The 25,743-nt window shown below is 67.3% G+C and carries 26 protein-coding genes, 2 tRNA genes, 1 other RNA gene and 3 pseudogenes; 22 read left to right on the forward strand and 10 right to left on the reverse strand.

Annotated elements, in window-relative coordinates:
- Positions 1–143: 143 nt before the first annotated feature.
- A pseudogene (locus ACFWAY_RS10970) lies at positions 144–473 on the reverse strand (transglycosylase family protein); the annotation flags it as partial.
- A gap of 444 nt (positions 474–917) precedes the next feature.
- On the opposite strand from ACFWAY_RS10970, the gene ACFWAY_RS10975 reads away from it, so the two are divergent.
- Positions 918–994, forward strand: a tRNA-Met gene (locus ACFWAY_RS10975).
- 71 nt (positions 995–1,065) lie between these two features.
- On the opposite strand, the pseudogene ACFWAY_RS10980 reads toward ACFWAY_RS10975, so the two are convergent.
- The 4 genes and pseudogenes from ACFWAY_RS10980 to ACFWAY_RS10995 form a co-directional block, all read right to left on the reverse strand.
- A pseudogene (locus ACFWAY_RS10980) lies at positions 1,066–1,587 on the reverse strand (GntR family transcriptional regulator).
- Between the two features lie 249 nt (positions 1,588–1,836).
- Entirely contained in the window at positions 1,837–3,471 is a 1,635-nt protein-coding gene (locus tag ACFWAY_RS10985) for an acyl-CoA synthetase (RefSeq protein ID WP_378510663.1), read from the reverse strand.
- 207 nt (positions 3,472–3,678) lie between these two features.
- Positions 3,679–4,884: an acyl-CoA dehydrogenase family protein gene (locus ACFWAY_RS10990; protein WP_378450123.1), complete on the reverse strand. Its 1,206-nt coding sequence runs from the start codon at positions 4,882–4,884 to the stop codon at positions 3,679–3,681.
- Between the two features lie 29 nt (positions 4,885–4,913).
- Positions 4,914–6,326: an acyl-CoA dehydrogenase family protein gene (locus tag ACFWAY_RS10995; RefSeq protein WP_378510664.1), complete on the reverse strand. Its 1,413-nt coding sequence runs from the start codon at positions 6,324–6,326 to the stop codon at positions 4,914–4,916.
- A 315-nt stretch (positions 6,327–6,641) separates the two neighbouring features.
- Between ACFWAY_RS10995 and ACFWAY_RS11000 the strand changes: the two are divergent.
- Positions 6,642–6,716: pseudogene (locus tag ACFWAY_RS11000) on the forward strand (hypothetical protein); the annotation flags it as partial.
- A 404-nt stretch (positions 6,717–7,120) separates the two neighbouring features.
- Here the strand turns inward: ACFWAY_RS11000 and hisN are convergent.
- Positions 7,121–7,909 (reverse strand): histidinol-phosphatase, encoded by a 789-nt coding sequence (gene hisN, locus ACFWAY_RS11005; protein WP_378510665.1) that lies wholly within the window; start codon positions 7,907–7,909, stop codon positions 7,121–7,123.
- A gap of 48 nt (positions 7,910–7,957) precedes the next feature.
- Positions 7,958–8,452: a beta-class carbonic anhydrase gene (locus ACFWAY_RS11010; protein WP_378510666.1), complete on the reverse strand. Its 495-nt coding sequence runs from the start codon at positions 8,450–8,452 to the stop codon at positions 7,958–7,960.
- A 166-nt stretch (positions 8,453–8,618) separates the two neighbouring features.
- On the opposite strand from ACFWAY_RS11010, the gene prfB reads away from it, so the two are divergent.
- The 16 genes from prfB to ACFWAY_RS11090 all read left to right on the forward strand — a co-directional run bounded on the left by prfB (position 8,619) and on the right by ACFWAY_RS11090 (position 20,297).
- Complete coding sequence (prfB, locus tag ACFWAY_RS11015) at positions 8,619–9,725, forward strand: peptide chain release factor 2 (RefSeq protein ID WP_378450127.1); 1,107 nt, start codon at positions 8,619–8,621, stop codon at positions 9,723–9,725.
- Positions 9,726–9,730: 5 nt separating this feature from the next.
- Positions 9,731–10,627 carry a mechanosensitive ion channel family protein gene (locus ACFWAY_RS11020; RefSeq protein WP_378450128.1) on the forward strand — a complete coding sequence of 299 codons (897 nt, stop codon included), beginning with the start codon at positions 9,731–9,733 and terminating at the stop codon, positions 10,625–10,627.
- Positions 10,624–11,085, forward strand: coding sequence for a hypothetical protein (locus ACFWAY_RS11025; RefSeq protein WP_378450129.1), 462 nt, complete (start codon positions 10,624–10,626; stop codon positions 11,083–11,085). Before ACFWAY_RS11020 ends, ACFWAY_RS11025 begins: the two co-directional genes overlap by 4 nt.
- 55 nt (positions 11,086–11,140) lie before the next feature.
- On the forward strand, positions 11,141–11,830 hold the full coding sequence (gene ftsE / locus ACFWAY_RS11030; RefSeq protein WP_005240222.1) for a cell division ATP-binding protein FtsE: 690 nt from the start codon (positions 11,141–11,143) through the stop codon (positions 11,828–11,830).
- A 66-nt stretch (positions 11,831–11,896) separates the two neighbouring features.
- On the forward strand, positions 11,897–12,802 hold the full coding sequence (gene ftsX, locus ACFWAY_RS11035) for a permease-like cell division protein FtsX (protein ID WP_378510667.1): 906 nt from the start codon (positions 11,897–11,899) through the stop codon (positions 12,800–12,802).
- A 76-nt stretch (positions 12,803–12,878) separates the two neighbouring features.
- On the forward strand, positions 12,879–13,352 hold the full coding sequence (gene smpB, locus ACFWAY_RS11040; protein ID WP_378450131.1) for an SsrA-binding protein SmpB: 474 nt from the start codon (positions 12,879–12,881) through the stop codon (positions 13,350–13,352).
- A gap of 8 nt (positions 13,353–13,360) precedes the next feature.
- On the forward strand, positions 13,361–14,215 hold the full coding sequence (locus ACFWAY_RS11045) for an EamA family transporter (RefSeq protein ID WP_378510726.1): 855 nt from the start codon (positions 13,361–13,363) through the stop codon (positions 14,213–14,215).
- Between the two features lie 96 nt (positions 14,216–14,311).
- Positions 14,312–14,683, forward strand: a transfer-messenger RNA (tmRNA) gene (gene ssrA / locus ACFWAY_RS11050).
- Between the two features lie 86 nt (positions 14,684–14,769).
- Positions 14,770–15,144 (forward strand): fluoride efflux transporter FluC, encoded by a 375-nt coding sequence (locus ACFWAY_RS11055; protein ID WP_378510727.1) that lies wholly within the window; start codon positions 14,770–14,772, stop codon positions 15,142–15,144.
- Entirely contained in the window at positions 15,141–15,485 is a 345-nt protein-coding gene (crcB, locus tag ACFWAY_RS11060) for a fluoride efflux transporter CrcB (protein ID WP_378450132.1), read from the forward strand. The genes ACFWAY_RS11055 and crcB overlap by 4 nt, the downstream gene beginning before the upstream one ends.
- Positions 15,486–15,559: 74 nt before the next feature.
- Positions 15,560–17,191: a phosphoglucomutase (alpha-D-glucose-1,6-bisphosphate-dependent) gene (pgm, locus tag ACFWAY_RS11065; protein ID WP_378450133.1), complete on the forward strand. Its 1,632-nt coding sequence runs from the start codon at positions 15,560–15,562 to the stop codon at positions 17,189–17,191.
- Between the two features lie 59 nt (positions 17,192–17,250).
- Positions 17,251–18,477, forward strand: coding sequence for an MFS transporter (locus ACFWAY_RS11070; protein ID WP_378450134.1), 1,227 nt, complete (start codon positions 17,251–17,253; stop codon positions 18,475–18,477).
- 26 nt (positions 18,478–18,503) lie between these two features.
- The gene (locus ACFWAY_RS11075; protein WP_378510668.1) at positions 18,504–18,992 is read left to right on the forward strand and encodes a MauE/DoxX family redox-associated membrane protein; all 489 of its coding nucleotides are present in this window, start codon (positions 18,504–18,506) and stop codon (positions 18,990–18,992) included.
- A 41-nt stretch (positions 18,993–19,033) separates the two neighbouring features.
- Positions 19,034–19,765 (forward strand): DsbA family protein, encoded by a 732-nt coding sequence (locus ACFWAY_RS11080; protein ID WP_378510669.1) that lies wholly within the window; start codon positions 19,034–19,036, stop codon positions 19,763–19,765.
- Positions 19,766–19,927: 162 nt separating this feature from the next.
- Positions 19,928–20,000, forward strand: a tRNA-Ala gene (locus tag ACFWAY_RS11085).
- A gap of 87 nt (positions 20,001–20,087) precedes the next feature.
- Entirely contained in the window at positions 20,088–20,297 is a 210-nt protein-coding gene (locus ACFWAY_RS11090; protein ID WP_378510670.1) for a hypothetical protein, read from the forward strand.
- A 278-nt stretch (positions 20,298–20,575) separates the two neighbouring features.
- On the opposite strand, the gene ACFWAY_RS11095 is transcribed toward ACFWAY_RS11090, so the two are convergent.
- Positions 20,576–20,977 carry a PAS domain S-box protein gene (locus ACFWAY_RS11095; RefSeq protein WP_378510671.1) on the reverse strand — a complete coding sequence of 134 codons (402 nt, stop codon included), beginning with the start codon at positions 20,975–20,977 and terminating at the stop codon, positions 20,576–20,578.
- 127 nt (positions 20,978–21,104) lie between these two features.
- On the opposite strand from ACFWAY_RS11095, the gene ACFWAY_RS11100 reads away from it, so the two are divergent.
- Positions 21,105–21,590 carry an acyltransferase gene (locus ACFWAY_RS11100; protein ID WP_378510672.1) on the forward strand — a complete coding sequence of 162 codons (486 nt, stop codon included), beginning with the start codon at positions 21,105–21,107 and terminating at the stop codon, positions 21,588–21,590.
- Here the strand turns inward: ACFWAY_RS11100 and ACFWAY_RS11105 are convergent.
- A complete protein-coding gene (locus ACFWAY_RS11105; RefSeq protein WP_378510728.1) occupies positions 21,502–21,738 on the reverse strand; it encodes a MarR family transcriptional regulator in 237 nt (78 codons plus the stop codon). The two genes, ACFWAY_RS11100 and ACFWAY_RS11105, sit on opposite strands and share 89 nt — an antisense overlap.
- Positions 21,739–21,800: 62 nt before the next feature.
- On the opposite strand from ACFWAY_RS11105, the gene ACFWAY_RS11110 reads away from it, so the two are divergent.
- Genes ACFWAY_RS11110 through bluB form a run of 3 tightly spaced genes read left to right on the forward strand, consistent with a single transcriptional unit; the run spans position 21,801 to position 24,158 of the window.
- On the forward strand, positions 21,801–22,550 hold the full coding sequence (locus tag ACFWAY_RS11110) for an alpha/beta fold hydrolase (RefSeq protein WP_378510673.1): 750 nt from the start codon (positions 21,801–21,803) through the stop codon (positions 22,548–22,550).
- Positions 22,465–23,502 carry a CobW family GTP-binding protein gene (locus tag ACFWAY_RS11115; protein WP_378510729.1) on the forward strand — a complete coding sequence of 346 codons (1,038 nt, stop codon included), beginning with the start codon at positions 22,465–22,467 and terminating at the stop codon, positions 23,500–23,502. Before ACFWAY_RS11110 ends, ACFWAY_RS11115 begins: the two co-directional genes overlap by 86 nt.
- Positions 23,499–24,158 carry a 5,6-dimethylbenzimidazole synthase gene (gene bluB / locus ACFWAY_RS11120; protein ID WP_378510674.1) on the forward strand — a complete coding sequence of 220 codons (660 nt, stop codon included), beginning with the start codon at positions 23,499–23,501 and terminating at the stop codon, positions 24,156–24,158. Before ACFWAY_RS11115 ends, bluB begins: the two co-directional genes overlap by 4 nt.
- On the opposite strand, the gene ACFWAY_RS11125 is transcribed toward bluB, so the two are convergent.
- Positions 24,155–25,579 carry a DEAD/DEAH box helicase gene (locus ACFWAY_RS11125; RefSeq protein WP_378510675.1) on the reverse strand — a complete coding sequence of 475 codons (1,425 nt, stop codon included), beginning with the start codon at positions 25,577–25,579 and terminating at the stop codon, positions 24,155–24,157. The two genes, bluB and ACFWAY_RS11125, sit on opposite strands and share 4 nt — an antisense overlap.
- Positions 25,580–25,743 lie beyond the last annotated feature (164 nt).

Raw genomic sequence — 25,743 nt, forward strand, 5'->3', positions numbered from 1 at the left:
CCCCTTCCAGGGTTTGTCGGGGGGGTTGGTTTTTTTTTATACGCCCCGGGGGTGGTGTGGGGGGGGGCGGTCCACTGCTGGCGGCCCCCGCGCGCGGTCGTGCTGCGCGCGGGGCACTCCGAGCAAGTGTGTGGTGCGGATCAGAGGTACTGTCCGCAGACCGGCCAGGCGCCGGGTCCCTGGGTCGCCAGGACACTCTCGGCCACGCGGATCTGCTCTTCGCGCGAGGCATTGGCCGGCGAGCCGGAGCCGCCGTTCGCGGCCCAGGTGCTGTCGGTGAACTGCAGACCGCCCGAGAAGCCGTTGCCGGTGTCGGCGCCCCAGTTGCCGCTGCTCTCACACGCTGCGACGGCGTCCCAGTCTCCGGAAGCAGCCGATGCGGTGCCGGCGCTCAGGCCGAGCGGCACTCCGATGACTGCTCCGGTGAGTGCGATTGCGCCCATGGTCCGCTTGACGATGCTGGAATTGGTCATGTGGTTGATTCCTCTCCGCGCCTGCTGACGAGGTGGTGGTGGTGCGGTAACGGCTGGTGTGCCGACCCGGTGGTCGATCTGTCCTCGTCCCTGCCCCTCGAGGTGTCGGGATTCCGAATTCCGCGGGGGCAGGTCGAGCTGCGGCGGGTCGGCGTTGCCCGGTGGTTTCGGGCTGGCAACGAACGTACGCGGTGATCACGGAATGGTCACGGGTCGATTTTCTGTGACGGGCGTCCAAATACTGGGACGAACGGACGGTGTTTTCCCAGGTCGTCCCGGAAATATCAGGTTTCGGCAGCGTTACAGATTTTCCCTAATATGTGACGAGCGTCATAACTTTTAGGTAACGGATGTGACTCGAGTGGTGCTGAAAAGGTTGCTAGTCGGACTCTTTCCGGGCGATTTGCAATCCGTTCGTTCGCTCGTGTAACTTTGTCCATGCAACGCGGGGTGGAGCAGCTCGGTAGCTCGCTGGGCTCATAACCCAGAGGTCGCAGGTTCAAATCCTGTCCCCGCTACCACTGAAGAACCGGTGTCCTGGAATCCAGGACACCGGTTCTTTTTTGTCTGCCTTGGTCGGTGTGGGCGGTTCTTACGTACGCGTCGTTCGCACCAGCAGTCCTGCCACGTGCGCGCACGCCGCGACGCGCGCTCCCACCGCATCGCCGGACTCGATGGCACCCACGATCCGCTCGTGCGCGGTCCGGCGAGCCTCCGATCGAGATCCGCACTCCACATGTCCGACCGGTACAGGTGCGATTGCCCGTCCAACCGCAGGAGAGCTTCGCTCACGTTGGGGCTGCACCATCCTCTTCAACTGCTGCACCGCCTCATCGGTGGCAGCGGCAGTCGCGTGAAATGAGGCCAGCCCGTCGAGTACCTCGCGGACCTCGAAGACGGCGCGGATCGAGTTCGCGTCGAGAGAATCGACCCTGGCGCCCGCATTGCGGGTGTAGACCGCGATGCCCTCGTAGATGAGTTGCTGCACGGCCTCGGACAGGGGTGCGGCTGACGTTCAGCTTCGCGGCCAGCGCGGAACGCACAGTGGCGTGCCGGGGGGCAGCGGGTCGTGACCTCGCCGCCCGGCCCGGCTCCTGCGTCGACCCAATTCGATCGCCGGCGGGAGGGCGTCCCACCGGCTGATCCCGCTAGCGGGCGGACAGTACCCGTGCGTTATTCACGAAGTGCCGCAGTCGGTTTGACGAATTCCTTCAACCCGGCCACCTTGGCCGCGATGTTCTCCGCGACCGTGATCGGCGGATGTCCTGGCTGGATCCGACACGCCGCGCCGACGGTCCGGCGATCGGCTTCCAGACGGTGACTTCGCAGATCTACGTGGATGATTCGATCGCACTCGGCGGGATCAGCTCTCCGTAACGTCCATCTCGATCAGGACGCGACGCAGCAACTTGCCCGTCGCGTTGCGGGGGAGTTCCTCGATGAAGATGATCTCGCGGGGCACCTTGTACCGCGCCAGGTTCGACTTGACGTGTGCTTTCAACTCGTCGGCGTCCTTCGCGGACTTCGGGCCGGGTACCACGAAAGCCCTGAGGCGATGGCCGAATTCGGAATCCTCGACACCGATCACGGCGGCTTCGAGCACGTCCTCGCGGTCGGCGAGCAGGTTCTCGACCTCGAGGGGGTAGACGTTCTCGCCGCCGGAGACGATCATGTCGTCGTCGCGGCCATCCACGAAGAGGAGGCCGTTGCGGTCGAAGTGGCCGACGTCGCCGGTGGACAGCAGACCGTTGATGCGCTCCTTGTCGCGACCGTCGGTGTATCCGGAGAAGCTGAGTCCGCTGGCGACGAAGATCCGTCCGACGGTCTCGGGTTCGGTGATCCGTTGACCCGACTCGTCGTAGAGTTCCACGTGGCAGGTGACGGGCGCCCGCCCCGCGGTGCCCGGCGCCAGCGCAAGGTCGGCCGGAGTCGCGACGGTGGCGACGGCGACCTCGGTGGAGCCGTACAGGTTGTGGAGCACCTCGCCGAAGGCGGCGGTGGTGCGCTTGCAGAGGTCGGGGGAGAGTGCGGACCCGGCCGCGAAGATGACCTTCAGGCTCGACGTGTCGTACTTGGCCAGGGTCTCCGGCCCGAGGTCGATGATGCGCTGCAGCATGGTGGGAACGACGACGAGTGTGTCGCAGCGGTGCTTCTCGACCAGACGGATCGTGTTCTCCGGATCGAACTTGCGATGCATCACCACGGTCTGGCCCAGTGCCAGCGCGAGTGCGAACTGGGAGACTCCCGTCCCGTGGAAGGCGGGGGCCGCCATCATCATCGTCTGCCCGCGTCGCAGCGGAACCCGGTCGAGGAACTGGGCCGACGCGAGCGGCGACGTGTGTCCGCGAGGAGCGCCCTTCGGTGTGCCCGTGGTGCCGCTGGTGAGGAGGACGAATCCGCCCTGCGTGGACGGCGCGGGAAGCGAACTGCGGTCTCTGCCCTCCATCACGTCGTCGAGTGTGCGGACCTGAGACGTCGAATCGTCCTCCGCCCACGAGCGATAGGCGATGACCTCGTCGGGGAGGGCCTCGGCGACCGCATGGAACTCGTCGTCGTATACGAAGGCCTGAACCTGCTCGCGGGCGGCGACGTCGACGAGCTGGGGCCGCGCGAACCCGGTGTTCATCAGCACCAGCTTGGTGCCGTTCTTGGCGGCGGCGAGCATCGTGAGGACCAGGCCGCGATGATTGCGGCACATACATCCCATGACGGAACCGGGAGTGATGCCGTCCGCCTGCCACGCCCGAACCAGGGCATTGGACAGTTCCTCGATGTCGGCGTAGGTGAGCGGGCCGCGCTCGTCGATCAGGGCCACCGCATCCAGCCCGGCCTCCGCGTTCGCGTGGACGGGCCCGGCGAACGGACCGTACTTCCGCACGGCCAGAATCGATCGGACGCCCTGGTCGACGCGGGGAAAGGGAACGAGGCCTGCGCGGTTCATCACCCGCACCGCTCCCACGGTGTCCGTGATCTTGGTGAGGAAGTGCTGAGCTGGCATGAAGAACCCCTCCGGCCGCAGTGACGGATTTCCCGTTCAGCGTAGAGGAAGAGAGCGGTCCAGCCGCGCCGTCCGGCGAAGCCGGACGCGATCACCCCGATGCTGCGAAGTTGCTGCGAGGTCCCCGGGCTTCGAGCACGAAGAAGCCCCCGCCGCAGATGAGCGCGGCGGGGGCTACACCCCTCGATGAAAGTCCCCCTCGAGCTGCTACTTCAGCTCGGCGGACGACTTTCCGAGCAGACGGCGGGCGACGATCAGCTGCTGGATCTGCTGCGTTCCCTCGAAGATGTCGAGGATCTTGGAATCGCGTGCCCACTTCTCGAGCAGCGGGCGCTCCGAGTAGCCCAAGGTGCCGGCGAGTTCGACGGCCTTGAGGGAGATGGCGGTTCCGGTGCGACCGGCCTTCGCCTTCGACATGGATGCTTCGAGTGAGTTCGGCTTCTTGTTGTCGGCCATCCACGTTGCGCGCAGAGCGAGCAGGTAGGCGGACTCCCAGTCGGCCTCGAGCTGCAGGAACTCGGCGGCGGCCGCGTGCTGGTTGTATGCGGGGGTGTCGTAGGAGATCTCCACACCGGCGTCGGAGAGGATGCTGCGCAGTTCCTCGAGCGCGGCGCGGCCGAGGCCGACCGCCATGCCGGCGACGATCGGACGGGTGTTGTCGAACGTCTGCATGACGCCGGCGAAGCCCTTCTCGACGTTGACCTCCGGCGTGCCGAGCAGGTTGTCCATGGGGATCCGGCAGTCCTGCAGCAGCAGCACTGCGGTGTCGGACGCCTTGATGCCCAGTTTGTGCTCGAGGCGGGCGACGCTCAGGCCCGGGGCGTCGCGCGGTACGACGAACGACTTGATCGCGGCGCGGCCCTTCGTCTTGTCGACGGTGGCCCACACGACGATGTGCGTGGAGCGCTCGCCGGCCGTGACGAAGATCTTCTCGCCGTTGAGCACGTATTCGTCGCCGTCGAGCACCGCGGTGGTGGTGACGGCGGCGGAGTCGGAACCGAAACCGGGTTCGGTGATGGCCATCGACGCCCACACCTTGCCGAAACGCTCGAGCTGCTCGTCGGTGGCGACGGCGGCGATGGCCGAGTTGCCGAGGCCCTGGTACGGGATCGCCAGTGTGAGACCCACGTCGCCCCAGCAGGTTTCGATGACGTTCATCAGCGACGACATGTTGCCGCCGTTGACGTTCCCGATGACCTTCGGCTCGTCGCCGCGGCCGAGGGCGGCGCCCGCCGCGCCCTTGCCGGAGTCGTTGAGTCCCTCCACCATGGCGGCCATGGTGTCGAGTTCCTTGGGGTAGGCGTGCTCGGCGATATCGTACTTGCGGGAGATCGGCCGGAAGATTTCCGCGGCGACCTGGTGCGCCTGGTTCGCGGAGGCTTTGAGCTTCTTGGGAAGTTCGAGGTTGATCATGACAGTTTCCTTAGTTCGAATCCGGCCGCTCAGATCAGGACGATGCCCTCGGCGACGCCGATGGCGCGCAGATCGCGGTACCAGCGCTCCACGGGATGTTCCCTGGTGTAACCGTGGCCACCGAGCAGCTGGACGCCGTCGAGACCGATCTGCATGCCCTTCTCGGACGCCAGCTTTCGGGCGAGGGCCGATTCGCGGGCGAAGGAGAGCCCCTGCTCGGCGCGCGAGGCGCCGCGCAACGTCACCAGACGCAGGCCGTCGAGCTCGATGCCGATGTTCGCGACCATGAACGCGACCGCTTGACGGTTGCTGATCGGTTCGCCGAACGCGACTCGCTCGTTGACATACGGGATCACGTAGTCGAGAACGGCCTGTCCGGTTCCGACCGCGAGCGACGCCCAGCCCAGGCGGGCGAGCCGGATGGCGTCGGCGTACTCGGCCTTCCGCACGTCGGCGTCGGTGTCGCCGAGCAGACCCGACTCGGGCACGGCGACGTCGGTGAGGTTGAGCCGGCCGAGGCCCGCGGCGCGCAGACCCATGCTCGGGTCCGCCTCGACGACGAGTCCCTTGGTGTCGGCCTCGACGATGAAGAAGGAGGGCTTGCCGTCGAGTTCGGCTGCCACGATGAACAGCTCCGACGAGGCGGCGGCGGGAACGAGGCTCTTGACGCCGTTGAGCTTGTAACCGCTGGGGGAGCGAACCGCCTTGGTCTGCAGCGCGAACGGATCGAACAGTGCGCGGGGCTCGTTGACGACCACGGCGGCGTTCGGAATCTGCTCGCCCGTGAACGAGGGCAGGTAGGTCTTCTGCTGGGAGTCGGTGCCCCACTGCGTGAGGGCGACGGCGACACCGCTCGGCGCGAGGATCGGCAACGCGAGTCCCATGTCGCCGTGGGCGAGAGCCTCGGCGACGAGAGAGTTGGTGACTGCCCCGCGCTCGCTGGCGGCCCCGTCGAGTTCCTCGGGAACGTTGATGAGGGTGATGCCGAGTTCGGCGGCGCGCTTCACGAGATCCGCGGGGGCGGCGGCGGCAGCGTCGGCGTCGTGGCCCGCGGGCCGCAGGATCTCGGCCGCGAACTCGCGCACGGTCTCGACGATCATCTGCTGCTCGTCGCTGGGGGTGAGGTCGAAGTAGCCGGCCTTGGCGGTCGGGTTGTCGGGGAGGCGCTTCGGCGCACCGCCGCCGGACACCTTCTGGAAGCCGCGGGTCGCGGCGCCGAGGGTTTTGAAGCCGGTCTTCGTGCCTTCGTAGGTCACCCGGTCGATCGTCTGGCGCAGGTTGTACTTCTCGGCCAAATCGGAACCGGTGATCTTGGTCAGCACGCGCATCGCGGCACCCATGGCGTCGCGCTTGACCGGATTCAGTCCGACGGCGGACGTGTCGCGGGGCTTCCGCTTCGCGCTGTCGTTGGGGGCAACAGTGTCTTGCTTGCTCATGATCACCAGCTGTTTCTCGGTGTTCGGGCGTGGACAGGATCTATCTTACTCAGCAGTAAGGTGGGTGTCTACTATCGAGTAAGTTCGAATGTCTGCGACCGTCCGCGAAAGCGCCCCGGCTCCTACCGTCGTGTCCACGGTCGCGTTCGTCGGACTGCCGCTGCTGCTCGGTCTTTATCTGCGCGCGCAGCGCGATCTCGCCGCGACGTACCGGCTGCGCGCCGCCGAAGCCGAATCACGCCGGCTGGAGTCGCAGTCCCGCGCCGTCGTCGCCAGCGCAACGCACTGGAGCGGGAACTGCACGATCTCGTCGCGCACCACATGGCGTCGATCGTGCTCCGGATCGGGGTGGCGCAGCACGTGCTGACGGAGGTGGACGGCCGCACGAGTTCGGTGCTCGAGGACGTGCACTGCATCGCATCCGATGCCCTCGCCGACATCCGGCGGCTGCTCGTTCGCGCTGCACGATCCCTCGATGGGCGACGTGGCGCTCGTGGAACCCGAGGCGCTGTCGATAGAGATCGCCGCTGCGGTCGACCGCACGCGGGCTGCGGGCTTCCCGGTGTCGGCGGGGATCGGCCCCGGCATCGCCCGGCTCGACGCGATCGGCCGGCTGACGCTCCTGCGTGTGGTGCAGGAATCGCTGACGAACGCGATGAGGCACACGCGGCGGGAATTGGCTCAGGAGAAATTCTTCGTGACGGACACCGGCGTTCCGTCCTCCTCGGGGCCGAGGATGGCGACGCCGGACTCCTCCGTCGGAGTCTTGTCGGGAACCGCTGTCTGTCTTACTGCCGGCGTCAGTTCGAGCGCAGGCGGGACAGCGCCTCGTCGTGGAGCAGCGTGTTGGTGGCCAGTGCGCTGCCTCCGTGCGGGCCGTCGGCGCCGGCGAGGTTGGTGAAGCGGCCGCCGGCCTCGCGCACCAGAACGTCGAGCGGCGCGAGGTCCCACAGCGACACCTCGGGTTCGGCGGCGATGTCGACGGCGCCCTCGGCGAGCAGGCAGTAAGAGAAGAAGTCGCCGAATCCGCGGACCCGCCACACGTCGTCGGTGAGGGAGAGGAACTGTTCGCGGATGCCCAGTTCCTTCCATCCCGACAGGCTCGAGAACGTGAGGCTGGCCGATCCCAGTCGGTCGACGGCGGAGACGGCGAGGCGAGCGGGCGCCGACCCGTCGAACGTCGACCAGGCACCCGCGCCCGAAGCGGCCCACCAGCGGCGTGCGAGTGCCGGGGCGCTCACCACGCCGACGGTGGGGACGCCGTCCTCGAGCAACGCGATCAGGGTGGCCCAGATGGGGACGCCGCGGACGAAGTTCTTGGTGCCGTCGATCGGGTCGACCACCCACTGGCGTCCCGAGAGCTGAGCGTCGCCGCCGAACTCCTCACCCAGCACGGCGTCGGCGGGCCGCTCGGCTTCCAACGACGCGCGCACAGCCCGTTCCACGGCCAGGTCGGCGTCGGTGACCGGCGTGAGGTCGGGCTTGTCGTCGACCGACAGGTCGAGCGCCCCGAATCGGGCCCTGGTGATCGCGTCCGCCTCGTCGGCGATTCGGAGGGCGAGCTGCAGGTCGGCGTGGAGGTCGGTCACGGTCGCACAGATTACTCGTACCGCGTGGTCGTACGGCCCCGCGCGAACTCAGTCGATCTTCACTTCGGCGAGCTTTCCGGTGGCGACGTCGAAGACGAACCCGCGAAGGGACGTGGTAGCCGTGATGAACGGGCTGGACTCGATGCGGCGCAGCGACTGCCGGACGTCCTCGTCGAGGTCGGAGAACGCCTCGGCCGACCAGGCCGGTTTGATGCCGACCTCGTCCTGGATGGATTTCTTGAAGTCGTCGTCCGTGAACGTGAGCATCCCGCAGTCCGTGTGGTGGATGAGGATGATCTCGGTGGTGCCGAGCAGTCGCTGGCTGATCGCGAGCGACCGGATCTCGTCGTCCGTCACCACACCGCCGGCATTGCGGATGACGTGCGATTCACCCTCCTGGATGCCGAGGATCCGGTAGATGTCCAGGCGCGCGTCCATGCAGGCGAGGACCGCGACGTGCTTGCTCGGGGGGAGGGAGAGCGGCCCGGTGAATCCGGCGGCGTACTCCTCGTTGTTCTTCAGGTACTGGTCGGTCACGGTCATCGTCGACTCCGTCCGGAATGGCGGCACAAACATGTGCGTACCCGTGCATGCAACAAGGTGTATCCGAGGTCCGCAAGGGTTTGACTCGATGTGATCGGAAGGGGTGACTTCGCCTGGGAAGCAGGGGTGAGAGGGCCCGCGCGCGGACCCGGTAACCTTGGGAACCGTGCATCCCGACGTATCCGCAGACCTGAGCGAGCTCGACACCACCCTCCGTACCGTCGAAGCGGTGCTGGACGTGGAGGAGTTGCGCCGCCGCATCGACGAGCTCGAACACCAGGCCGCCGATCCGGAGCTGTGGAACGACCAGGAGCACGCCCAGCAGGTCACCAGCCAGCTCTCGCATTCACAGGCCGAACTGCGGCGCGTCGAAGAACTGCGGTCGCGGCTCGACGACATGCCGGTGCTCTACGAACTCGCCGAGGACGAGGGCGCGGAGGCCATCGCGGACGCCGACGCCGAGCGACACGGCCTGCGCGAGGACATCGCCGCGATGGAAGTCAAGACGATGCTCTCCGGCGAATACGACGAGCGTGATGCGCTGGTCAACATCCGCTCCGGCGCCGGTGGCGTCGACGCCGCCGACTGGGCCGAGATGCTGATGCGCATGTACATCCGTTGGGCGGAGAAGCACGGTTACGGCGTCGAGGTCTACGACACGTCCTACGCCGAGGAGGCCGGCATCAAGAGCGCGACGTTCGCGGTCAAGGCGCCGTACAGCTACGGAACCCTGTCCGTCGAGATGGGCACGCACCGGCTGGTCCGGATCAGCCCGTTCGACAACCAGGGTCGTCGGCAGACGTCGTTCGCCGAGGTCGAGGTCCTGCCCGTGGTCGAGACGACCGACCACATCGACGTCAACGAGAACGACGTCCGCGTCGACGTGTACCGCTCGTCGGGCCCCGGTGGGCAGTCCGTCAACACCACCGACTCCGCGGTCCGGTTGACTCACATCCCGACCGGCATCGTCGTGACCTGTCAGAACGAGAAGTCGCAGCTGCAGAACAAGGTGTCGGCGATGCGCGTCCTGCAGGCCAAGCTGCTCGAGGTCAAGCGGAAGGAGGAGCGCGCCGAGATGGACGCGCTCAAGGGCGACGGTGGCAGCTCCTGGGGCAACCAGATGCGGTCGTACGTGCTGCACCCTTACCAGATGGTGAAGGATCTGCGCACCGAGTACGAGGTCAACAACCCGTCGGCGGTGCTCGACGGCGACATCGACGGATTCCTCGAATCGGGCATCCGGTGGCGGATGCGCGAGAATCAGGCGTCCTAATACCTATGGAAGCGACGGCGGCGATGTTCGCTCCCACCCGGAACCTGCTCGACTGGCTCTCGTCGACGGGGCTTGCGGTGTCGCTCACCGTCCTCGGAGCGATTCTGATGGCGCGATTCGTCAATTGGGGCGGCAGCAAGGTCACCGACCGGATCGACAGCAACTACATGCAGGGCGACGCCCTCGTGCGGTCGGAGGCGACCAAGCACCGGCACTCGGTGGCACAGGTGATCACCTGGGTGATCATCACCATCATCTATGTCATCGCGACGATGAAGGTGCTGGACCAGCTGAGCCTGCCGATCGGCAGCCTGGTGGCCCCGGCCACCGTGCTCGGTGCGGCACTCGGCTTCGGCGCGCAGCGCGTGGTGCAGGACATCCTCGCCGGCTTCTTCATCATCACCGAACGGCAGTACGGCTTCGGCGACACGGTGCAGCTCGCGGTGACGGGGTCGTCGGAAGACGCCGAGGGCGTGATCGAGGACGTCACACTCCGGGTCACCCGGATGCGGAACTCGGACGGTGAGGTCATCACCGTTCCCAACGGCCAGATCGTCAAGGCGATCAACCTGTCCAAGGACTGGGCGCGCGCCGTGATCGACGTTCCCGTCCCGGCCACATCGGACATCAACCGGGTCAACGAGGTGCTGCACCAGGTCGGTGTCGAGGCCTTCGCGGATCGCGGACTGAAGAAACTGCTGCTCGACGAACCGACAGTGATGGGAGTGGAGAGTCTGACTGTCGACGAGGTCAGCGTTCGCGTCGTGGCGCGAACCCTGCCGGGTAAGCAGTTCCAGGTGGGTCGCGCACTGCGCGTGCGCATCGCCACCGCGATGAGACGGCAGGGGATCACCGTCGAACCAGACCTCCAGACGGTCCGGGCAGCGGAGGGCGAGGGATGACCGACGAACCCCGGCGCGGACTGGACCGGATTCTGCACTCGTCGTTCCTTCCCGCGAAGATCTTCGGCGGACGGGTGCGGACGTCGACGCTGGTGCTGTGCATCCTCTGGGTGGTGCTGTACACGCTGTACACGTATCTGAACCCCGCTGAGGAGGTGGTCCAGGGGCCCGTCGCTCCGGCAGTCGTTCCCACCCGGGAGGCACCCCTTCAGGAGACCACGCTGCCGACGTCGGAGATCGAGACGACGACCGAGTCGACGTCGGAGACAGTCACGACCACCGAGACGACACCCGAGCCGACCCCGCAGGAGACGGCGCCCACCGGGACCAGTCAGGTGACGTCGACCCCGACGTTGCCGTTCGGGATTCCCAACCCGTTCCCACCTCCGCCGACGGGCACACCGCCGACCACCTCTTCCGTCCCGACGACGTCGGCGACACCGTCGAGTGGGCGATGACGTCCGCGCGTCGCTCCATTTGGTCACTGTTCGATAACGTCTAGACTGGCTCCTCGTGATCAGCGTCGAGAATGTGTCGAAGTCGTACAAGACCTCCACGAGGCCCGCCCTGGACAAGGTGAGCGTCGAGGTGGACAAGGGCGAGTTCGTCTTCCTCATCGGCCCGTCGGGCTCGGGAAAGTCGACCTTCATGCGCCTGCTCCTCAAGGAGGAGTCGCCGACGTCGGGTGACATCCACATCGCGGACTTCCACGTCAACAAGCTTTCCGCCCGGCGCGTGCCGAAGCTGCGGCAGAGCATGGGCGTCGTCTTCCAGGACTTCCGGCTCCTGCAGAAGAAGACCGTGTCCGAGAACGTCGCGTTCGCGCTCGAGGTGATCGGGAAGCCGCGCGCGATGATCTCCCGGACCGTTCCCGAGGTGCTCGAGATGGTCGGGCTGTCCGGGAAGGCGGACCGTCTCCCGACCGAACTGTCGGGCGGTGAGCAGCAGCGTGTCGCCATCGCGAGGGCGTTCGTGAACCGGCCGCTGGTGCTGCTGTGCGACGAGCCCACCGGAAACCTCGACCCGGAGACGAGCCAGGACATCATGCTGCTGCTCGAACGGATCAACCGCACCGGAACGACGGTGGTGATGGCCACCCACGACCACCACATCGTCGACTCGATGCGCCGTCGGGTGGTGGAACTCGACCTCGGCAGAGTGGTGCGCGACGAGGCTCGGGGTGTGTACGGCGTGGGGCGTTAGCCGCCCTCCCTGCACTCCAGCTTCAGTACGGTCCCCAAGTCTCCTACGAAGGACTCTGATTCCCCGATGCGTGCCAGTTTCATTTTCAGTGAGGTCCTGACCGGACTCCGTCGCAACGTCACCATGACCATCGCGATGATCCTCACCACCGCGATCTCGCTCGGCCTGTTCGGCAGCGGGTTGCTGGTGGTGCAGATGGCCGGCAAGACCCAGCAGATCTTCCTGGACCGCGTCGAGGTGCAGATCTTCCTCACCGACGACATCTCCACGTCGGACCCGGGTTGTGAGGGGCAGATCTGCAAGTCGCTGCGCACGGAATTGGAGGAGACGCCGTCGGTGGTGTCGGTGGAGTACCTCAACCGCGACGACGCCGTGAAGGACGCGACGGAGCGGGTGTTCAAGGATCAGCCCGAGCTCGCCGCACTCGTCAGCCCCGACAGTTTCCCGGCCTCGTTCAAGGTCAAGCTCAGCGACCCCGAGCGGTTCGGCGTGATCAACGAGAAGTTCGGCACCCGCCCGGGAGTCGAGAGCGTCCTCAACCAGCGCGAGCTGGTGGAGCGGCTCTTCAGCGTCCTCAACGGTGTGCGCAACGCCGCGTTCGCGATCGCGATCGTGCAGGCGGTGGCGGCAATCCTGCTGATCGCGAACATGGTTCAGATCGCGGCGTTCACCCGGCGCACCGAGGTCGGCATCATGAGGCTGGTCGGTGCCACCCGCTGGTACACGCAGTTGCCTTTCCTGCTCGAGGCGGTGGTCGCCGCGCTGGTGGGTGCCGTCCTCGCCATCGTCGGCCTGTTCACCGCGAAGAACATGTTCATCGACGACGTGCTCGCCGACGTGTACGAGGCCAACATCGTGGCCCGGATCTCCAACAGTGACGTGCTGTTCGTCTCACCGGTGCTGGTGCTCGTCGGCGTCGGAATGGCCGCGGTCACCGCGTACGTGACCCTGCGCCTGTACGTCCGCGAATAATTCGGCTTGCCTCTTCTTCTATGCTGGAGAGTACGAACTGTCCACCTCGGACATCGCGGACTGAAAGGCCCGGAACGTGAAGGAAAAGGGCCGCAAGGTCATTGCGACCAATCGCAAGGCGCGTCACAACTACACCATCCTCGACGTCTACGAGGCGGGGATCGCCCTCGTCGGGACCGAGGTGAAGAGTCTGCGCGAGGGTAAGGCGTCGCTGGTCGACGCGTTCGCCACCGTCGACGACGGTGAGGTCTGGCTGCGTTCCCTGCACATTCCCGAATACACGCAGGGCACGTGGACCAACCACTCGCCGCGCCGCACCCGGAAGTTGCTGCTGCACAAGCGCGAGATCGAGCACCTCGTCGGCAAGACGAGGGAGGGAAACCAGACCCTGGTTCCCCTGTCGATGTACTTCTCCGACGGCAAGGTCAAGGTGGAACTCGCGCTCGCGAAGGGTAAGCAGGACTACGACAAGCGCCAGGACCTGGCCAAGCGGACCGCCGAGCGTGAGGTGACCCGCGAACTCGGCCGCCGAGTCAAGGGCATGCGCTGACGTCCGTCCTGCTCGCGCTCGTGGCCGCGATCGGTTACGGCGTGAGCGATTTCATCGGGGGAGTCGCGTCCCGCAGGGTCGCGGCGCTTCGCGTCGTCATCGTGTCGTACCCGCTGTCGCTGCTGATCGTGCTCGTGATCGCCCCGTTCGCCGGGGGCACCCTCACCTCGTCCTCCCTCGTCTGGGGAGCCCTGGCGGGAGTGGCCGGTGGCGTGGCGGTCTGGTGGTTCTACCTCGCGCTGGCGTCGGGACCGATGTCGGTGGTGTCGCCACTGACGGCCGTGCTGGTCGCGGGTATTCCGGTACTGATCGGGCTCGCGTTCGGTGAGCGGCCCGGGTCCGTCGCGTACATCGGGATCGCAGTGGCCCTCGTTGCCGTCGTCCTCGTCAGCCGGGAGTCTCCCGACGAGACCGCGGGGGAGGTGGCCGGGGGCAGGGTGCTGCGCTTCACCCGGACCGTGGCGCTTCTCACCGTCGGATCCGGCATCGCATTCGCGCTTTCGTTCGTCTCGCTGCACCAGATCGGTGACGACGGCGGGATGTGGGCGCTCGCCGTGTCCCGTGCCGCGGCGACCGCGGTGGTGTGGCTCGTCGCGTTGTCCGCCGGCCACTTCGTGCTGCCGCACGGCGAACCCCTCAAGCTCGCCGTGTACGTGAGTTTCCTCGACGTCCTGGCCAACGCGGCCATGATGTACGCGTTCCAGGGCGGGCTGCTGTCGCTCGTCAGCGTGATCGGGTCGCTGTATCCCGCCGCCACCGTGTTGCTGGCAATGGTGATGCTCGGCGAACGGGTGAGCAGAATGCAGCAGGCGGGCATGCTCCTCGCTCTGGCGGCCGTCGGAATGATCGCCGTGGCCAGCTGAAATACGGCCGCCGGACACTCGGGAGGGAATCCGGGATGAATCCGGACCGGGTTCGCGTTACACTAGGTGGCCCCGCGAGACTCGTGGGGCACGTACGGGGCTGAACGGTTTCGACTGCGTACGTTGAGGTAGGGGAAGCGTGTCGGTGCAGGCAAGAGACCACCGTAAGCGTCGCTGCAAACATATAAGCGCCGATTCCAATCAGCGCGACTACGCACTCGCTGCCTAAGTAGCGACTGCGTGTCTGTCAGTCCGGGTTCGCCCTCGGTCCGGGTACTGGCATCAGCTAGAGGGCTTTACCGTTCGGCTCGGTCGCGGAGTCGAATGGGACAACCAACAGCGACTGGGATCGTCATCCTGGCTTGTTTGCGAGACTGGGAGATCCAAGTAGAGACATAGCAAACTGCACACGGAGAAGCCCTAGCTTTGCTGCGGAGGACCCGGGTTCAATTCCCGGCAGCTCCACCAGATCCGGGCCGGACACCACCAGGTGTCCGGCCCGGATTTTTTGTGCCCGGCGGAGTTCGGACGCCTCGACCGGCCATCGTGACACGATATGTGCCGTGTCCCTGACGAAACCGGTGGCCGTGGTCGCCTTCGGCGGTGCGCTCGGTGCGTCCGCGAGATTTCTGCTGGCCCAGCTGTGGCCGGGCATCTGGACCGTCCTCCTGATCAACGTGGTCGGGTCGCTGCTGCTCGGCTACCTCGCCGAGACGGTCGGACCGGACCGGTTGTGGCGACTGTTCCTGGGAGTCGGCGTTCTCGGCGGTTTCACCACGTTCTCGACGTTCGCCGTCGACGCGGTGCGGGAGGACGCCGTCACCGCGACGCTCTACGTGGTGGCCACCCTGATACCGGCCCTGCTCGCGGCGCGGCTGGGCATGCTCGTCGGTCACCGGCACCGGCTGGCGCGGCAGGCGGCGGCATGACCGTCCTGCTCGTAGCCCTCGGCGGCGCGCTCGGTGCGACGACGCGATACCTCACCGGCCGGTACGTCGACTCGTACCGCAGTTTTCCGGTGGCCACCTTCCTCGTGAACGTTTCCGGGTGCCTGATCCTCGGACTGTTGTCGGGGGCGTCGATGTCCGAGCAGACGTTCGCCTTGCTGGGCACGGGCTTCTGCGGCGGACTGACCACGTACTCGACGTTCGCGGTGGAATCGGTGGGACTGCTGCGGATCCGGCGGGAGCTCACGTCCGTCGTCTACGTGGTCGCGAGTGTCGCGGCCGGACTGGCCGCCGCCTGGCTGGGATTCCGATTGACGTCTTGAGGGCAGACTCCGGTGCGAGGGTGCAGGATGGATGGGTAGTCGAGTTCGATCCCGATGAGTTTCCAGGAGGTCTCGTGGCGCACGACAGAGCGGGTCAGGTGGCACTGCCGGAGGATCTCGTAGACATCGCGCACCTGGTGACCGCGTACTACAGCGGCGTGCCCGACCCCGAGAATCCTTTGCAGCAGGTGGTGTTCGGGACATCCGGGCACCGGGGATCGAGCCTCGACAACGCATTCAACGAGGCACACATCCTGGCCACCACGCAGGCCATCGTCGAGTACCGGGCGTCCCAGGGCATCGACGGACCGCTGTTCGTCGGGCGCGACACGCACGCTCTGTCGGAGCCGGCGTGGACGTCAGCTCTCGAGGTGCTGGCCGCGAACGACGTGACGGTGCTGATCGATTCGCGGAACCGGTACACCCCGACCCCCGCGGTCAGTCACGCGATTCTCCGCTACAACCGCAGCGGTCCGGAGTCGCAGGCCGACGGCATCGTCGTGACGCCGTCGCACAACCCGCCCCGCGACGGCGGCTTCAAGTACAACCCGCCGCACGGAGGCCCCGCCGGCTCCGAGGCGACGACGATCATCGCCGACCGTGCCAACGAGTTACTCCGCCGCGACCTCTCGGGTGTGCGGAGAGTCTCCGCGGACCGGGCGATCCAGCGGGCCGAGCGGTACGACTTCCTCCGCTTCTACATCGACGACCTGCCGAGCGTGCTCGATCTCGACGCCATCCGGAGCGCCGGAGTGCGGATCGGCGCCGATCCGCTGGGCGGCGCGAGCGTCGACTACTGGGGTGCGATCGCCGACACCCATCGGCTCGATCTCGAAGTCGTCAATCCGCTCGTCGATGCGACGTGGCGGTTCATGACCCTCGACACCGACGGCAAGATCCGCATGGACTGCTCGTCGCCGGACGCCATGGCCTCGCTGATCGGAGCCCGGGACCGGTTCGACATCTCCACCGGAAACGACGCGGACGCGGACCGGCACGGGATCGTCACTCCCGATGGGGGACTGATGAATCCCAATCACTACCTCGCGGTGGCCATCGACTACCTGTTCTCGCACCGCACGGGGTGGGGTTCGACGGTGAAGGTGGGCAAGACCCTCGTCAGTTCGTCGATGATCGACCGGGTGGTCGGGAGCCTCGGCCGTGAACTGCTGGAGGTGCCGGTGGGTTTCAAGTGGTTCGTCCCCGGACTTCTCGAGGGCTCGCTCGGTTTCGGCGGCGAGGAGAGTGCCGGTGCGTCGTTCCTGCGCCACGACGGCGGGGTGTGGACCACCGACAAGGACGGGATCATCCTGGCCCTGCTCGCCTCGGAGATGACGGCGGTGACCGGCAAGACACCGTCGGTCCGGTATCGGGAACTGGCGGAGCAGTTCGGCAGCCCCGCCTACGCGCGCATCGATGCCCCCGCCACGCGGGACCAGAAGGCGGTGCTGGCGAAACTGTCGCCCGAACAGGTGTCGGCCACCGAACTGGCGGGGGAGCCGATCACCGCGACGCTGACGAGCGCCCCGGGTAACGGGGCAGCCCTCGGCGGGCTGAAGGTCACCACCGAGTCGGCGTGGTTCGCGGCGCGGCCGTCGGGCACCGAGGACGTCTACAAGATCTACGCCGAATCCTTCAAAGGCCCGGACCATCTCGCGGAGGTGCAGGCGGCGGCCAAGGAACTGGTGGCCGACGTCCTGAAGTAGGTGTTCGGCCGGGGTAGGTGCTGCGGCAGAAGCGGGGGCACCTACCATCGGATTCAACTATGAACACTCGCGCAGCCGGGCTGCCCGCCGGGCTCAGCCCGCGGCTCCCTTCGGAAATCTGGGTGCTGGTCTCGGCCAGCTTCGTCATCGCACTCGGATTCGGGATCGTCGCACCCGCCCTCCCGCAGTTCGCCCGCAGCTTCGACGTCAGCGTGACGGCGGCCACCGTCGTGATCTCGTCGTTCGCGTTCATGCGCCTGATCTTCGCCCCGGTCAGCGGCCGGCTGGTGCAGAAACTGGGGGAGCGGCCGGTCTACATCACCGGACTCCTGATCGTCGCCGCCTCGACCGCCGCCTGCGCGGTCGCGGGGGACTACTGGCAATTGCTCGTCTTCCGCGCACTCGGTGGCATCGGCTCGACAATGTTCACGGTGTCGGCGATGGGGCTGGTGATCCGCATCGCCCCCGTGGACAGGCGCGGCCGAGTGTCCGGGCTCTACGCGACGAGCTTCCTGATGGGATCGATCTCCGGACCCCTCGTCGGCGGGCTGCTCGTCGGATTCGGACTCCGGGTTCCGTTCGTCATCTACGCGATCGCCCTCGTCATCGCGGCCGCGGTCGTCTTCGTGAGCCTGCGGGGTTCGCACCTGACGGCGCCCGACGCCACCGCCGCCGGTGCCACCATGACGCTCCGGGAGGCCCTCGGCCAGCCCGTCTACCGCGCCGCCCTCGGCTCGAATTTCGCGTTCGGCGGGGTGATCTTCGGAGTGCGGGTGGCGATGGTCCCCCTGTTCGTCGTCGAGGCACTGCACCGCGACGCCGCCCTCGCCGGCATCGCCCTCACCGTCTTCGCGGTCGGCAATGCGCTCGTCCTCATCGTGTCCGGGCGATTGTCCGACGTCTACGGCCGAAAGTTGTTCGTCCTGATCGGACTGCTGGTGTGTGGTGCCAGCACCGTCGGGATGGGCCTCAGCGAGAACCTGCTGGTGTTCCTGGTGCTGTCCGGCATCGCAGGCATCGGCTCCGGAGTGATGAGTCCCGCGCAGCAAGCCGCGGTCGCCGACGTCGTGGGCGCGAAGTCCCGTGGTGGTCCCGTGCTGGCCGCCTTCCAGATGGTCGCCGACGTCGGCGGAGTCCTCGGCCCGGTCGGGGCGGGTCTGCTCGCCCAGCACCTGTCGTACGCGGTCGCATTCGGCGTGACCGGCGGGGTCATGCTCCTCGCCGCAGTGGGCTGGCTGCTCGTGCCGAACAAGCCGGCGCCCAAGGTGTCCGTCGAGGCGGTCTGACCGGCGTCTTCGGTACGCTCGTCCGGGTGTGGATCAAGGTCGTCTCCCTTCTCGCCCGGCTGTCTCTCGCCACCGTCTGGCTGGTCTCCGGCGCACTCAAAGTCGCCGACCCCGCCCAGACGATCATCGCGGTCCGCGCCTACCAACTGCTTCCCGAGGACCTCGTCCGGCCGGTCGCGAACACGCTGCCGTTCTTCGAGATCGCCCTCGGGCTGCTCCTGCTGATCGGGCTCGCCGTCCGCGCCACGGCCGCGGTGTCCGCCGCGCTCCTGCTCGTGCTCATCGGCGTGATCGTCTCGGTGTGGGCCCGCGGGCTGTCCATCGACTGCGGATGCTTCGGCGGCGGCGGTACGGCCGATGTGAACGGCTGGGACTACACCAGGGAAATCCTCCGGGATGTGGGCTTCCTCGCACTGGCCGTGTGGCTGATCGTGTTTCCCCGTACCCCGTTCGCGCTGGGGCTCCGCTCCCGCACCACTTTCTCAGTGACCCCTCAGCAGACGGTGGCAGAGTAAGCATTCGGTAAATCGATCCGACGTCGAAGGACTGCATCCACGTGAGCTCGAAGAACAAGTACAACCCGCAGCCGGAATCCAGCCGGTCCACCTACATTCTCGGTGGGCTCGCCGTACTGGTCATCGCCGTACTGGTCATCGGTGGTGTGATCTGGCAGAGCAACCGCAGCAAGCCGCGCAACGACGGGTACGGCGGGGTCCAGAACTCCGAGGTCCAGGTTGCGCTGCAGGACGACGGCGTCGTGCGTCTCGGCCGTCCCGACGCGGCCACCACGGTCGACCTGTTCGAGGACCCCATGTGCCCGTACTGCGCCGAGCTCGAGAACAAGAACGGCCAGGAACTCGCGCAGGCCATCGACGACGGCAAGGTGGCCGTCCGCTACCACATCCTGAACTTCCTCGACCAGCTGTCGGCCAGCGGTGACTACTCCACCCGCGCTGTCGCGGCGTCCGAGTGCATCGCGGAATCCGGTGATGCCCTGGCGTATTCGGCGTTCCATGCGGCGCTGTTCTCCCCGTCGAACCAGCCGAAGGAGAACGGCAGCTCCGATCACACCAACGAGGAGCTCGCGCAGATCGCCGGCGACGCCGGAGCGTCCGACGCGGCCGCCCAGTGCATCACCACCGGTGCGAAGGTCGAGCAGGCCCGCACGCACGCCGAGGCGGGCCGTCAGGCCCTCGCCGCGAGCGGCGCTACCGGCACCCCAGCCGTGGTCGAGGACGGCACCGTCATCGATGCACTCTCCAACGAGAACTGGGTGTCGCAGCTGTAGGCGGCTCCGCCGCCCGTGCGCCTTTTTGGTAGCTGGAACAACCAGAAAGGCGCACGGGCGCGAAGCGCCTCTGACCAGGCGATTTGTTGGCCCGGTCGGCTATGGTGTAACTTTCTTCGAGCACGGAGGAAGTCATTCCGAGTGCGGAGAACAACCGAATACGGGGCTATGGCGCAGCTGGTAGCGCACCACACTGGCAGTGTGGGGGTCAGGGGTTCGAGTCCCCTTAGCTCCACTTTCGAGAGAAGCCTCTCATCCGCAGACAATGCGGGTGGGAGGTTTTCCTCATTCATCCCCCTTGTCCCGGTGGGACACTGGCGTCATGACATTCACTGTGACGCATCGATCATTCGACCAATTGGCGGAGTTCGCCGTCACCGACTTCGGCGACGACGACAGCTACAGCATCCACGAGTCCGGGGCGCTCGTCATCGTCCGTGCCTCCCGGGAGCTGATCTACGCCCCCGGGAGCTGGTTCCTGGTGGAGCGGGAGGACGGGCAGGAGGACGGTTCGCCCGGCAACTACATGTGACCGATCACCGCAGCGAGGGGGCTCGGGGCCGGACTCGCACATATGTTCGAACACCGGTAGGTTCGACGTGTGGCCGCCAGAACCGAAACTGCGCCGGGGCGCTGTCCGAACGGGCACACGCTGGCCGCCAACACGTGCCTGGTGGGGTGGGAGGTGTGCGGGTGCGCGACGTCGAACAACGGTGGGCACCGCACCCACTTCTGCCGGCGATGCGGCGCCACCGTCCGGACTCCGCCGTGCAGTGGCCCGGCTTCCGGCGACGCTCGGTGAGTGGGCGGTTACCGGATCGGTTGCCTCGCGGCCGTGGGGTCGCCCCAGATCGTGTCGGACTCGTCCTGGAGCACGAGGGCAACCAGCCTCTCGGTGCCTGCGGTGAACGTGGACGCCGCTACGCGCACCCAGATCCAGTGGCCTTCCCGGTGGCGGATGCGCAGATGTGCTGTCGCGCTGGGGTTTTCCGTGCTCAGGACCCGGGCGAGCATGGTGCCCCACAGTTCGGCGTCGTCGGGGTGGAACAGTTGCTCGTGTTCAAGGTCTGCGAATTCGTCGGCGCTGTAGCCGATCAGGGCCGCGCAGGCGGAGTTGCTGAACACGAGGTTTCGTTCCCGGTCGTGGACGCTGATCGCGTGGGGGATGGACTCCACCAGTGCAGCGAATCCGTCGCTATCCAGTTGTCTCACTGTCCCCCCTCGGGCATCTTCGATGGCGCCCACATAGTACGCCGCGCCTCGGATCTTCGGGCAGTGTCGCAGTTAATGGAGAGCAACTCCCGGTCGCGAACCTGCTCTGCGGGGATAGGGTGACGGGATGCGGTTCGTCACCATCGTCCAGGCCTCCGCGTTCGTCCCCGTGTGGCTGCGCGTTCTCCTGCTGACGGCGGCGGGCGCGAAAGTGTGGGGAGCCGGCATCTATTCCGGCTGCTATTTCGGCAGCAAGGACGTCACGATGGGGCTGGGGACGTTCGTCAACCGCGGAGTGCTGTTCGACGGTACCGCGCCCATCACGCTCGGCCGGCAGGTCGCTGTCGGGCACCGTGCCCAGTTCATCACGAGCACGCACGAGATCGGTCCGAGCTCCGGCCGGGGCGGGCGGGTGGTCGACCGTCCGATCGTGGTCGGCGACGGGTGCTGGATCGGCGCGGGCGCGATCATCCTGCCCGGAGTGACGGTAGGGGACGGGTGTGTCATCGGGGCGGGCACCGTGGTCACCCGCGACTGCGAGCCGAACGGGCTCTATGCGGGGTCGCCGGCGCGTCGTGTCCGCGACCTCGACTCCGCGCCGTCCGTGCGCTGAGCGGTCCGAAGAACGTCTGACTGAGCTCGACGGCGCGGGGTGTGACGGCGAGCAACGACCTGCGACGGTCGTCGGCGTCCCGGTTGCGGCGGATCAGGCCCGCCTTCTCCATGCGGTCGAGCAGGGCGGTGACCGAGGCGGAGTTGATGCCGAGCTGACTTCCGAGCCATCCGGGTGTGGCGGCGGGGCCCCGCGCGGTCGACGTCGACCGTGTGGATCGCGAACGTCGCGGCGCTCGCCCGCAGTCACCGGGTGCTCGCGGTGGACGTCATGGGCGACGTGGGGCGCAGAATGAACGACGGTGCACCGTTGCGCACGGTCGAGAACCTGTTCGAGTGGCTGGACGCGGTGCTCGACCACCTCGGGGTGAACGCGTCCGCGATGGTCGGTCATTCGTACGGCGCCATGATCGCCCTCGCGTACGCGCTGCACGATTTCCGCCGCTTCGACCGCCTGGAGCTGCTCGACCCGACGTCCTGCTTTGCGCGCATGAGCCCGAGATACCTGCTCCGTGCGGTGCCGGTGCTGATCAAGCCGACGGAGGCGCGGCAGCGGAGTCTGATCGGCTGGGAGACCGCAGGCGCGCCGCCGCGCCCGAAGCCTGACGCGCTGGCGAGGCTCACCGCCCACACCGCGGTGGTGCTGGCAGGAGGCAGCCGGGCGCACGATCCGGCCAAGGTGGCGGCGAACATCCGCCGGTTGCTCCCGTCGGCGACGGTCACGACCATTCCCGGAGCCACGCATCACGCGCTGCCGATGGCGCCCGCTGCCGATGGCGCCCGCTGCCGACGTCGACGCGGCGATCCTCGCCGCCGGGGCGGGGCGCTAGGATGGGCGCCCGGTAGCTCGTCGAGGTCCCATGGAGGTTGCAGCGTTGGCGAAGAAGCGGATTCCCGTCGTCATCGTCGCCGGATTCCTCGGTTCGGGAAAGACCACCCTGCTCAACCACGTGCTGCGTAACAACCGCGGGGTCCGGGTCGGCGTCATCGTCAACGACTTCGGCGCCGTGAACATCGATTCGATGATGGTGGCCGGTCAGGTCGATTCCATGGTGTCGCTGAGCAACGGCTGCATGTGCTGCGCCGTGGACGTCAGCGACATGGACGAGATGCTGGACCGACTCGCCCATCCCACGTCGCAGATCGACGTCATCATCGTCGAGGCGAGCGGACTTGCCGAGCCGCGCAACATGATTCGGCTCGTCCTCGGCAGCACCAACCCGCACGTCGTGTACGGCGGTCTCGTCGTGATGGTCGACGGCGAGCAGTTCGAGGACATGTCGGCGCAGCACCCGGACCTCGGCAAGCACGTCACGCTCGCCGACCTCGTGATTCTGAACAAGACGGACCGCATCGACGACGGCCGCCGCGCCGCCGTGCAGGCGATGGTCCGCGACTACAACGACCGCGCGCCGGTCCTGACGACCGCGCACGGCAGGATCGAGCCCACCCTGCTGTTCGATCGTGAACCCGGGCGCGAACCGGCGGCGGGGGAGCAGCTCACCCTCGACCGGCTCCTGCTGGACCAGCACGACCACTGCGAAGACCACGATCACCTGCACTCGTCCTACGAGGCAGTCGATTTCGCCTCCGACGCGCCGATCGATCCGCGGCGCCTCGTCGAGTTTCTCGAAAAGCGGCCGGTCGGGATCTACCGGATCAAGGGATTCGTGCACTTCGCGGTGCCCGGACAGTCGCGGAAGTTCGAAGTGCAGACGGTCGGTCCGCACATCAGATTCACGTCGACGCGCTGGGAACCCGGCGAGGAGCGGGCGACCCAGCTGGTGCTCATCGGCGCCGACATCGAGGCCGAGCATGTGCGGACCCGGCTCGCGGACTGCGTCGTGGCGGACGGGGAAGAGGCGGACCCCGGCGCGATGCTGGGCGTGCACCGCTATACCGTGACCGCGTGACCGAGTCTGCGTGTAGTCCTGAAACGAATCCCGAGCCCGCGCTGTCCGTGTACGACGCGATCCGTCGTCGCCGCGACGTGCGGGCCGAGTTCACCGGGGAGCCGATCGCGGCCGACGTGCTCGACCGCATCCTGGGCGCGGCGCACTGCGCCCCCAGCGTCGGCAACACGCAGCCATGGGACTTCGTCGTCGTACGCGACACCGGGACGCTGGCCACGTTCGCCGACCACGTGGCCGGCGCCCGCAGGCGTTTCGCGGACTCGTTGCCCGAAGACCGTAAGAAGACGTTCGATCCCATCAAGATCGAAGGGATCTGCGAGAGCGGCATGGGCGTCGTCGTCACCTACGACCGGAGCCGCGGCGGCGAACACATCCTCGGGAGGCATACGGTCGACGACACCGGTCTGTTCTCCGCGGTGCTCGCGATCCAGAATCTGTGGCTCGCCGCGGCCGCCGAGAACGTCGGCGTCGGCTGGGTGTCGTTCTACGACGAGCCCTATCTCACCGAACTGCTGGGCATCCCCGAGCCGGTGCGCCCCATCGCCTGGCTGTGCGTGGGGAAGGTCGCCGAGTTCCAGCAGGTGCCGGATCTCGAGCGCTTCGGGTGGCGGGGGCGCCGGCCACTGGCCGACGCCGTCCACCTCGAGAAGTTCTAGCCCTGACGGCGGCGTGAGCCACCGGCGGACGCCGTGTGAGTTCCGCCGCCCGTGGACGATGCGGCACGCGGGCGTCCGGCTCCCCCCGTGCGGGAGCGACGTGCCCCGCCGCCCTGACCGTGTGCGCGACCGCCCTGACCGCCGCGTCCACCCTGGGCGCCGCCCGGTCGCTGATTGCGTCCGCCGCCGTTCGACGCCGGTGCCGCCGCCTTGGGGGCGGGAGCGACATGCGGTGCGATGTCGCCGACCAGGTCGAGCACGTGTGCGGAATCCGCGGTGCTGCGAACGGGGGTCACCTTGATCGCGGCCTTGCGCATGAGGACGGCGAGGTCCTTGCGCTGCTCGGGCAGCACGACCGTCACGACGTCGCCGGCGCTGCCCGCGCGTGCGGTGCGACCGGAACGGTGCAGGTACGCCTTGTGCTCGGCGGGCGGATCGACGTGGACGACCAACTGCACGTCGTCGACGTGGACGCCGCGCGCTGCGACGTCGGTTGCCACCAGCACGCGTGCCTCACCGGCCGAGAACGACGCGAGGTTACGGTCACGGGCCGCCTGCGACAGGTTGCCGTGCAGGTCGACCGAGGGGATTCCCGCCTCGGTGAGCTGACGGGCCAGCTTGCGGGCCTGGTGCTTGGTGCGCATGAACAGGATCCGGCGGCCGGTTCCGGACGCCAGCCGCTCGACGAGCTTGCGCTTGGCTTCGACACCGTCCACGTCGAACACGTGGTGCGTCATGGCCGCGACGGGCGAGTTCGCCTCGTCGACCGAGTGCAGGACCTCGTTCTTCAGGAACCGCTTCACCAGTTTGTCGACGCCATTGTCCAGGGTGGCGGAGAACAGCAGCCGCTGCCCCTGCTGGGGGGTCGCGGAGAGGATGCGGGTGACGACGGGCAGGAAGCCGAGGTCGGCCATGTGATCGGCCTCGTCGAGCACGGTGATCTCGACGGCGTCGAGGCTCACGAACTTCTGCTTCATCAGGTCTTCGAGCCGTCCGGGGCACGCGACGACGATGTCGACGCCGGCCTTGAGCGCGCTCACCTGACGGTTCTGGGAGACACCACCGAAGATCGTGGTGACCCGCAGGTCGTAGGCGGCGGCGAGGGGCTCGAGGGCGGCGGTGATCTGCGTGGCGAGCTCGCGGGTGGGGGCCAGGATCAGGCCCACCGGGCGACCCGGGCGGCGCTTTCCGCCCGACAGCTCACCCGCGAGGCGGGACACCATCGGGATGGCGAAGGCGAGCGTCTTACCGCTGCCCGTCTTGCCCCGGCCGAGCACGTCGCGGCCCGACAGCGTGTCGGGGAGGGTGTCGACCTGGATGGGGAACGGGGAGGTGATCCCCTTGTCGGCGAGTGCTTTCACCAGCGGTTCGCGAACACCGAGAGCGGCGAACGTCGTGTCGGGAGTATGTGTATCAGACAAGTGGTCAGGCCTTTCGGGCACAGGGTTGTGCCCGGAGGGCCGATACGGAAGGTCTCCGTCGGAGCTCGAGCACAGGTTGGCGGCGTTGCCGGTCGGCAAGCTTCTTCGCCGTAAGAAGAGCGGATGCGGTGGTGCACATCCAACAGGATTCGGGTGACCGAACT

Origin of the sequence: Rhodococcus sp. NPDC059968 (assembly GCF_042738615.1) — a bacterium.
In the GTDB taxonomy this organism is placed as follows: Bacteria; Actinomycetota; Actinomycetes; order Mycobacteriales; family Mycobacteriaceae; genus Rhodococcus_F.